Origin of the sequence: Halomonas sp. ISL-56 (assembly GCF_018612805.1) — a bacterium.
In the GTDB taxonomy this organism is placed as follows: Bacteria; Pseudomonadota; Gammaproteobacteria; order Pseudomonadales; family Halomonadaceae; genus Vreelandella.
Window position 1 is genome coordinate 26,209 of the sequence record NZ_JAGGRO010000032.1, and the last position, 8,745, is coordinate 34,953.

Here is an 8,745-nt window from a genome sequence, read left to right on the forward strand (position 1 = left end):
CTATTTCGATTATTGTTGATTCACTTTTAAGAGCCAACCTTCTGCATGGCTAATTCAGCTTCCAGCTATCGCATCGCCATTAACGGTTACGGACGCATTGGCCAATGCGTGTTGCGGGCGCTCGTCGAGCGGCGACACCCCGAACTTGAAGTGGTCGCTATTAATGAGCTCTCTGATCTCGCGACCATCACCTATCTAACCCGTTACGACACCACCCATGGCCGCTTTCCCGGTGACGTGGAGAACGACGGCCAGCATATCATTGTCAACGGCCAGCGCATCCAGGTATTGTGCGAACAAGATCCACGTAAGTTGCCCTGGAAAGCGCTTGATGTGGATTTGGTGTTGGAGTGCTCCGGGAGTTTTAAAGATCGCGCCACCGCCGAGCTGCACTTAGCAGCAGGCGCTAAGCGGCTACTGTTTTCCCAACCAGCGGAAAATGACGTCGATACCACCATTGTGTGGGGCATTAATGAAGGCGAGCTGGCACTTTCTCAACGCGTTCTGTCAGCCGCCTCGTGCACCACTAATTGCCTTGTGCCGCTTCTGACCGTCCTAGATGAAGCCTTGGGGCTTGAACACGGTGTCACCACGACGATTCACTCGGCGATGAATGACCAGCCGGTGATTGATGCCTATCATCAAACCGACCTGCGCCTAACCCGTTCGGCGATGCACTCTATTGTGCCGGTGGACACCGGCTTGGCGCTCGGCATTAGCCGCTTGATGCCCCATCTTGCGGGACGCTTTGAGTGCCTACACTTACGCGTCCCCACTATCAATGTCTCTGCCATGGACGTAGCACTCACTGTTAGCCGCGACACCCACCGGGACGATGTGAACACGCTGTTGCTGACAGCCAGTCAACAGCGCTTAAAAGGCGTGCTTGGCTACACTGAAGCACCTATGGCATCAGTTGATTTTAATCACGACCCGCGTTCAGGCATTCTCGACGCGACTCAAACTCGAGTGGCTGGCAAGCGCCTTATCAAGCTACTGTGCTGGTTCGACAACGAATGGGGGTTCGCTAACCGTATGCTCGATATTAGCCAGCGGCTGGCCAGACTTTCCGCACAGACGTAACCTGTTTGCACCAGTTGTTTACATTGGCTGTTTATATTGAGTTCAACGGCCTAAACACGAGGAAACCGCTCACATGAACGTGAAGAAGATGACTGACCTTCCCCTGGAAGGACAACGCGTGCTGATCCGTGAAGACTTGAATGTGCCCATCAAACATGGCCGCGTTTCCAGCGACGCCCGCCTGCGTGCCGCGCTGCCGACGATTCAGGCAGCCGTGAAGGCGGGGGCCAAAGTGATGTTGATGAGCCATTTGGGACGTCCCACCGAAGGCGAACCCACCGAGGAGTTTTCCCTGGCGCCGGTAGCTGAACATTTGAGTGAGCTGTTAGGCCGCCCGGTGCCGCTGGTCAAAGCCTATCTCGGTGAAACCGTCGGCGAAACCCTGGATCTTGCCAACGGCGATGTCGTACTGCTAGAGAACGTGCGCTTTAATAGCGGCGAGAAAAAAGATGACGAACAGCTGGCGAAACAGTACGCCGCGCTGTGCGATATCTTTGTGATGGATGCGTTTGGCACCGCCCACCGCGCCCAAGCCTCCACCCATGGCGTGGCACGTTTTGCCCCCAGCGCCTGTGCAGGGCCTTTACTTGCCCAGGAGCTTGATGCCCTTGAGAAAGCGTTGGCACATCCGGCTCGGCCCATGGCCGCCATCGTCGGCGGCTCAAAGGTCTCTACCAAGCTGGATGTACTCACCGCGCTGGCGGAAAAATGCGATCAACTGATTGTAGGCGGCGGTATCGCCAACACCTTTATTGCCGCCGCGGGCTACAATGTCGGCAAATCACTCCATGAGGCCGATTTGGTGGGCCAGGCGAAAGCATTGATGGAGAAGGTCTCAATTCCACTCCCTACCGATGTGGTCGTCGCCACCGAGTTTTCTGAATCGGCCAAAGCGGTCGTCAAGCCCGTCGATCAGGTGGCTGACAACGAGATGATTTTGGATATCGGCCCCGATACCGCCGCCCATTTGGCGAGCATGCTCAAAGACGCTGGCACTATCCTGTGGAACGGCCCCGTCGGCGTCTTTGAAATCGATCAGTTTGGTAAAGGCACCCAAGTGATCGCCCAAGCCATCGCCGATAGCTCCGGCTTTTCTATTGCCGGTGGCGGCGATACCCTAGCGGCCATTGATAAGTACGCCATTGCGGATCGCGTTTCGTACATTTCCACTGGCGGCGGCGCCTTTCTTGAGTATGTCGAAGGCAAGCAATTGCCTGCCGTGGCAGCACTCGAAGCAGCTGCCAAACGCAGCTAACATAAAGCCACTTGAACCTGGGCGCTTATGGTGCTCGTTCAGATAACCCAATTGACAACGCAAACAGGTAAGATAATTTTATGGCTCTGATCAGCATGCGCCAAATGCTCGACCACGCCGCCGAATACGGTTACGGCATTCCGGCGTTCAACGTCAATAACCTTGAGCAAATGCGCGCCATTATGGAAGCCGCTGATGCCACTGACTCGCCCGTCATCGTGCAAGCCTCTGCGGGCGCACGCAAATATGCGGGTGCGCCTTTCCTTCGCCATCTGATTTTGGCGGCCGTTGAAGAGTTTCCGCATATTCCAGTGGTTATGCATCAGGATCACGGCACCAGCCCTGCAGTCTGCCAGCGCTCTATCCAGCTCGGTTTCTCCTCGGTCATGATGGATGGCTCGCTGGGTGAAGATGGCAAAACCCCGACCGACTATGATTACAACGTCAACGTTACTCGTCGCGCGGTGGAAATGGCCCACGCCTGTGGCGTTTCCGTCGAAGGTGAGCTGGGCTGCCTGGGCAGCCTGGAAACCGGTATGGCCGGTGAAGAAGACGGCATCGGCGCAGAAGGCAAGCTGGATATGGAGCAACTGCTTACCGATCCGGAAGAAGCCGCAGCATTTGTTAAAGCCACCCACGTAGACGCACTGGCGATTGCCATTGGTACCAGCCACGGCGCTTACAAATTTACTAAGCCACCTACCGGTGACACGCTGTCTATTCAGCGCATTAAAGAGATTCACGCGCGAATTCCGGATACTCACCTGGTCATGCACGGCTCCTCTTCTGTTCCCCAGGAGTGGCTGGAAGTGATTAACCAGTACGGCGGCGAGATTCCTGAAACTTATGGCGTGCCCGTCGAAGAAATCGTTGAAGGTATCAAGCACGGTGTACGCAAGGTCAATATCGATACCGACCTGCGCTTGGCATCTACCGGTGCAGTGCGTCGCTTCCTGGCTGAGAACCCGTCTGAATTCGACCCGCGTAAGTTCTTGAAAGAGACCGTTACCGCGATGCGCGACCTATGTATCGCTCGCTACGAAGCCTTTGGCACGGCTGGCAATGCCAGTAAGATTAAGCCGATCAGTCTGGACGATATGTTCTTGCGCTATGAGCGTGGCGAACTAGCGCCCAAGGTAAAATAAGCGTGTATTGACACCCTTTCGAAAAAGACGACCTGCTTGGTCGTCTTTTTTTGGCTAATGAAATAGATGTTGCAATGCAGCATTAATACCCTAACACTGGTGATGAGGCCACGACGTTTCGTGTTCCAGCAAGGAGGCCACAACGCTTATGAAATCGACGACTCCCCTGTCCCTAATGCCCACTACCCCGGTAGCGATGTTCGATATATGGAAAGTCGGCATCATGGCCTTTGAGCTATGGTCAACATCCTTGTCGACGATCACTATGCGAAATCATTTATGGCAAACACAGCCGTTTTTCAGTCCTAAAATGATGCAAGAAAATCAACGCATGGTCACCGAAAAACTCGAGGCCAGCATGGAAGCTGGCCTCGTCATGCAAAAAGCGCTGCTCAATTCAATGAGCGGGAAACAAGCCCCCTGGTGGGTTACCAGCCAGCGCACAATGAAGCCTTACCATCAGCGAAGTAGCGCTAACTCACAGCGACTCGCCAAGTAAAGCTTAGGCACTGACGTTACTCGTTATCGTCGGTGCCATCCTCGCCATCTTCACTATTCTCTTCCTCGCTGCTATGAATAGCATCTTCAGGACTGCCAGTGCCGCCTGTGCCAGCCTCTGGGTTTCGCTCCTCACTCTTACCTGGTTCTAGCTCTACATCAGCTTCGCCTGCACTGGTGGCTACTTCTTCGTTGTTCTCTTCTTCACGAGCGCGTGCCTGTTCATCAGCGCCTTCGGCATCGCTAGATAACGCTTCATCGTCGCGTTTTACCGACCCCGCTTTAATACCGTATTCCGCTTCTAGTGCCTCATCATCCAGAGGCTCATGCTGCTCGTCCTGTGTGTCATGATTATCAGCAAACACATAGCCAGTCGTCGTGAGTAACGCAGCGCTGAGTGCAAAGGGTAAAAACCAAGGGGCTAGTCGCATTGGGTGTTCTCCATGTTGTGGTTTTAAAAGAATAGTGTATCCCTACTATCTCTTCAGCGCAGCTTGGCGGTTTCCAACGCTAGCGCTACAGCGTGTCCTGAAAGGACATGTGCCAGCGGCCGCTAAAATGAGCGTAGCCATTTAAGCTGGCTCAAGAGTAACGTGCAAGCAAGCAAAAAATTACAAAACAGTGTTCACAAATGGCGTAAAATCCCGTTCAATAGCAGTATGGATGGCTTCAACTAACACTGGCAGCGTTTAAACCGCTGCAAGGAACCGCAATGCCGCTCCCACTTTTGCTGTTTGACTGTGATGGCACTCTTGTCGATAGCGAACCGCTACTCGCTGAAGAGATGGCCGCTGGACTTAATTCAGTAGGCCTGCCTTTCGCTGTTACTGACTACCTTGGCGAATTTCGTGGAGCGCGCTTTCGACGTATCGTTGCTGAATTACAACAACGCTATGGGGAGGTTGACCCTGCCCACCTTGACCGCATGGAAGCCTCTATGCGAGCCAATCTAGCCACCCGGCTTGCACAGGAGTTGACGACCATTCCAGGTGCCCATGAAGCGCTGGATATTTTGGCGGCTTATCCCAGTGCCGTAGTGTCTAATGGGCCGGAAAGCAAAATTCGCTCGGCTCTAGAAGCAACCGGACTGAGCCACTATTTTGGTAAACGCTTTTTCAGTGGCTATACCGCCAATTGCTGGAAGCCCGAACCCTGTTTACATTTACACGCAGCGAGTATCATGGGCTATTCAGCGCGTGACTGCATAGCCATAGACGATGCCTTGGTTGGTGTACGCGCGGCGCTTCAAGCGGGAATGACGGTGATCCACTTAAATCGCTTCCCTGATGCCGAGTCAACGCCCGAAAACGCTATCATGATCAGCAATATGTATCAGTTGCCTGCCGTGGTGGAGCGACTCACGCGTGAGTATTGGCAAACCCCTATGCCTCAGCACTCAATGGGAGGATAAAAATGCCCTCTTTACGTGACCAGCTCGGTGGGCTGGTTTACTCCACCGAGCATGGCAAAACCTGCCCCACCTGCCGGGAACCACTCGACGCCTGCCAATGCGATGAGCTCAGCGAACAGCAGCGGCTGGAAGCACTTGATGGCGTGGTACGCATTCGCCGCGAAACGAGTGGCCGGAAAGGCAAAGGCGTTACTACCATTACTGGCATTCCGCTGCCTAGCGAAGAGCTTAGAACCTTGGCTAAAACGCTTAAAAAGCGCTGTGGAACCGGTGGAGCAGTTAAAGAGGGCATTATTGAAATTCAAGGCGACCACCGCGATACCTTGCGCCAAGAATTAAGCGCCCTCGGCTACCAGGTTAAACTCGCTGGAGGTTAGACCTCTACACCACTATAACTTACCATCGGGACTTACCACCGGGTAAGTCGCTACAGAGCAAGGCACCGCAATGGCTTGGCTGGAATACGTGTTACCCCTGATTTTTTTATTCCCCATGGCGGCAATGGCCAGTATTGTCCTTGCGCTGCGCAGCCTTCACGATGCTCGCGTTCACTCCCCATTCAACGCCCCCCTTCATGAACCGGGCCAAGCCCTGCGGCGCCGTCTTGACCAAGCTTTTTCCAGCCTATTTTTAAACGGCGCTTTAGGGCCCATTATCAGCCTTGCTCCGCTTGTTTACGGGATGGGGCGCATGTTGTTTGTCGAGCGACAAGACTGGGTCGAATGGGCACTGTATGGCCTGCTCAGCACCTTACTTGTGCTGACGTTTTCGTTACTGCTGGTACGCGACTATCAGCGTATACGTCGCTTAAAATTAGGCTTAGCCTGCGAACTGGCTGTTGGTCAAGAGCTGGAGCGCTTAGTCCGCCCTGATGCGCACCCTTACTATGTATTTCATGATGTGCCCACCGATAGCTTCACGATCGATCACGTCGTCGTAACACCCCATGGCGTATTTGTGGTCGAGACACGAGCAAGAACACTCGCTATCGGCACCGATGGCAACGAACTCAACACAGTAGCGGTTGAACGCGAGCGGTTGCGCTTTCCGCACTGGCAAGAGCGTCGACCGTTGCACAAAACGCGCCAAGGAGTTAGCTGGCTGACTCACTGGCTTGAGCGCCGCTGCGGCGTACCCGTGCCAGTACGAGGCGTATTAGTGCTACCGGGCTGGAAAATAGATAACAGCGAGGCCGCCTCGGACATTCTAGTGGTCAGCGGAGATACCCTTGCAAAGCAAATAACCGAGCTAACACCAGACCCACTCAATGATGCCATCCATGACAAGATCATTAATGTTCTGCTTGAGCGCGCTCAGTTGATGGAGTTGAAACATCTGAGCCAACCTTCAGTTTAAGTGTCCTCCCTCCGCTCAATCGCCGCGCAGTCGGCCGCCCATTTCCTGGGCCAGATCGACCGCATAGTGGTCTGTCATCCCACCAATAAAGTCCAGCATTCGTCGATAGCTATCGTAAAGCGACCATGAAGGCAGCGGCGTATTTTCACCGATCAGGGCCAGCACACGTTGATGTTTAAACGATGAGTGCCCTGTGTGGTGAAGTTCGTGTGCAGCGCCAATAAAGGCTTCCAGCAGAATACCCAGCGTCGTATAGGCGCCAATCTCCAGCTTTGCCTTACGCTCATTCTGGAAAATACGCTCTCGAGCCAACTGCTTAGCCGCCTGAACGCCCCACCCCAGGTCGGGGTGACACAGCTCCAAGAGGTCATCACTGAGCGTGCCACTCAGCAGGGCCTGCTCATGCTGCACAAACACCGCGCCGACATCGTTTACCGCCCGTTCCATGGCAGCGCCACGTAATAGCGCGATACGCCGTCGCTGGGAAACGTTGTTACGCTCCATCTCCGCATATTCGGCAGGGAAATCGCCGGCAATCTGGCGCAAAATTTCGACCACTTCCTCATAGCGCAGAATACCCATCTCTAAGCCGTCTTCCAGGTCTAGCAGGGCATAACAGATATCATCGGCGGCTTCCACAAGCCAAGCCAATGGATGGCGACACCAGCGTTGATCGCCTTGGGGTAACAGACCAACCGCCTCGGCCACCTCTTTTAGCAGGGCTTGCTCCGACTGATAAGCGCCAAACTTGCCCGCTCGACCACCGTAACGAACCGTCCACGGGTATTTCAGCAGTGTGCCAAGGGTGGCCGCTGTTAGCCGCATACCGCCATTGAACTGGTTGTATTCGATCTGGGTAATTACCCGAAAACCCTGGGCATTACCTTCGTAGGTCAACAGATCCTCGCGCTCCGCCTCTGAAAGGCCCTCTAACAGACCACTGCTTTGAGCACGCAGAAACCAGTCGCGAATAGCATACTCTCCGGCGTGACCGAAAGGGGGATTACCAATGTCGTGACCAAGACATGCCGTTTGTATAATGACGCCAAGGTCAGCAGGGGTAATCCATTCAGGCAAACGATCATGCAACAGTTCACCCACAATCATGCCCAAGGAACGTCCCACACAGCCAACCTCTAGCGAGTGGGTTAGGCGAGTATGGATATGGTCGTTTTCGGTCAGTGGATGCACCTGGGTCTTACGCCCTAGGCGCCTAAAAGAGCCTGAGAAAACAATTCGGTCGTGATCTTTATGAAATGGGCTGCGACCAATTTCACGAGTACTTGTGGAGCGTTGGTCGTGAAGACGACGTGGGGAAAGTAACTGTTCCCAGCGCATCTGAGTCATGGGCATTCCTCCTAGAGGAGTGCATTCTGACATAAAACGCCAGAAAACCGTACGTTAGGGTGAGTGGTGAGTGGTGAGTGGTGAGTGGTGAGTGGTGAGTGGTGAGTGGTGAGTGGTGAGTGGTGAGTGGTGAGTGGTGAGTGGTGAGTGGTGAGTGGTCAGAAGTGTGGCTTTTCTACTCACGATTCACCATTTACGATTTACCAGCCCCCTCACGCAAAAAAAATCCCCCAAGGCGTAAGCCCTGGGGGATTTTTCATAATAAGTGCCTGACGATGACTGGGCCGGCCATCCGGGACTCTCCATGGGGAGACCCCTTGGTTTTCTTCCATACAAACAAAAAACCCAGCCGATTGGCTGGGTTCTTCGTTTAATAAGTGCCTGACGATGACCTACTCTCGCATGGGGAGACCCCACACTACCATCGGCGCTAAGCGGTTTCACTTCTGAGTTCGGCAAGGGATCAGGTGGTTCACGCATGCTATGGTCGTCAGGCGTAACGGGTAATGTACATCATGCTGATGATTTTTAAACTGTGAACGTCTCATTGCCTGCCGCCCTGGTCTTTCACCTGGGCCACACGCTGCGTATCCGGCTTCTGTTGATCTCTCAACACTACGTTATCACTGCGACCAGACCCCTTGGGTGTT

The 8,745-nt window shown here is 54.1% G+C and carries 9 protein-coding genes and 1 rRNA gene; 7 read left to right on the plus strand and 3 right to left on the minus strand.

What is annotated here, in order from left to right:
- Positions 1-45 precede the first annotated feature (45 nt).
- From J7J49_RS21945 to J7J49_RS21960, 4 genes are all read left to right on the plus strand, one after another.
- Positions 46-1,083 carry a type I glyceraldehyde-3-phosphate dehydrogenase gene (locus J7J49_RS21945; RefSeq protein ID WP_215095679.1) on the plus strand — a complete coding sequence of 346 codons (1,038 nt, stop codon included), beginning with the start codon at positions 46-48 and terminating at the stop codon, positions 1,081-1,083.
- Between the two features lie 73 nt (positions 1,084-1,156).
- Complete coding sequence (locus J7J49_RS21950; RefSeq protein ID WP_215095681.1) at positions 1,157-2,338, plus strand: phosphoglycerate kinase; 1,182 nt, start codon at positions 1,157-1,159, stop codon at positions 2,336-2,338.
- An 80-nt stretch (positions 2,339-2,418) separates the two neighbouring features.
- Complete coding sequence (fba, locus tag J7J49_RS21955) at positions 2,419-3,483, plus strand: class II fructose-bisphosphate aldolase (protein ID WP_215095683.1); 1,065 nt, start codon at positions 2,419-2,421, stop codon at positions 3,481-3,483.
- A 148-nt stretch (positions 3,484-3,631) separates the two neighbouring features.
- Complete coding sequence (locus J7J49_RS21960) at positions 3,632-3,982, plus strand: hypothetical protein (RefSeq protein WP_064232591.1); 351 nt, start codon at positions 3,632-3,634, stop codon at positions 3,980-3,982.
- A 16-nt stretch (positions 3,983-3,998) separates the two neighbouring features.
- On the opposite strand, the gene J7J49_RS21965 is transcribed toward J7J49_RS21960, so the two are convergent.
- Positions 3,999-4,412: a hypothetical protein gene (locus J7J49_RS21965; protein WP_064232589.1), complete on the minus strand. Its 414-nt coding sequence runs from the start codon at positions 4,410-4,412 to the stop codon at positions 3,999-4,001.
- A 281-nt stretch (positions 4,413-4,693) separates the two neighbouring features.
- Here J7J49_RS21965 and J7J49_RS21970 point away from each other — a divergent pair, with 281 nt between their 5' ends.
- The 3 genes from J7J49_RS21970 (at position 4,694) to J7J49_RS21980 (ending at position 6,748) form a co-directional block, all read left to right on the plus strand.
- Entirely contained in the window at positions 4,694-5,392 is a 699-nt protein-coding gene (locus J7J49_RS21970; RefSeq protein ID WP_215095685.1) for an HAD family hydrolase, read from the plus strand.
- A gap of 2 nt (positions 5,393-5,394) precedes the next feature.
- Entirely contained in the window at positions 5,395-5,769 is a 375-nt protein-coding gene (locus tag J7J49_RS21975; protein ID WP_064232585.1) for a translation initiation factor Sui1, read from the plus strand.
- 70 nt (positions 5,770-5,839) lie between these two features.
- A complete protein-coding gene (locus tag J7J49_RS21980) occupies positions 5,840-6,748 on the plus strand; it encodes a nuclease-related domain-containing protein (protein WP_215095687.1) in 909 nt (302 codons plus the stop codon).
- 15 nt (positions 6,749-6,763) lie between these two features.
- Here J7J49_RS21980 and J7J49_RS21985 read toward each other — a convergent pair whose 3' ends face one another.
- Positions 6,764-8,095 (minus strand): deoxyguanosinetriphosphate triphosphohydrolase, encoded by a 1,332-nt coding sequence (locus J7J49_RS21985; RefSeq protein WP_215095690.1) that lies wholly within the window; start codon positions 8,093-8,095, stop codon positions 6,764-6,766.
- Positions 8,096-8,474: 379 nt separating this feature from the next.
- Positions 8,475-8,590: ribosomal RNA gene (rrf, locus tag J7J49_RS21990) — 5S ribosomal RNA — on the minus strand.
- Positions 8,591-8,745 lie beyond the last annotated feature (155 nt).

Coding starts and splice junctions, on each gene's coding strand:
- J7J49_RS21945 (WP_215095679.1), top strand. CDS start 46: ATGGCTAATTCAGCTTCCAGCTATCGCATCGCCATTAACGGTTACGGA.
- J7J49_RS21950 (WP_215095681.1), top strand. CDS start 1,157: ATGAACGTGAAGAAGATGACTGACCTTCCCCTGGAAGGACAACGCGTG.
- fba (WP_215095683.1), top strand. CDS start 2,419: ATGGCTCTGATCAGCATGCGCCAAATGCTCGACCACGCCGCCGAATAC.
- J7J49_RS21960 (WP_064232591.1), top strand. CDS start 3,632: ATGAAATCGACGACTCCCCTGTCCCTAATGCCCACTACCCCGGTAGCG.
- J7J49_RS21965 (WP_064232589.1), bottom strand. CDS start 4,412: ATGCGACTAGCCCCTTGGTTTTTACCCTTTGCACTCAGCGCTGCGTTA.
- J7J49_RS21970 (WP_215095685.1), top strand. CDS start 4,694: ATGCCGCTCCCACTTTTGCTGTTTGACTGTGATGGCACTCTTGTCGAT.
- J7J49_RS21975 (WP_064232585.1), top strand. CDS start 5,395: ATGCCCTCTTTACGTGACCAGCTCGGTGGGCTGGTTTACTCCACCGAG.
- J7J49_RS21980 (WP_215095687.1), top strand. CDS start 5,840: ATGGCTTGGCTGGAATACGTGTTACCCCTGATTTTTTTATTCCCCATG.
- J7J49_RS21985 (WP_215095690.1), bottom strand. CDS start 8,095: ATGACTCAGATGCGCTGGGAACAGTTACTTTCCCCACGTCGTCTTCAC.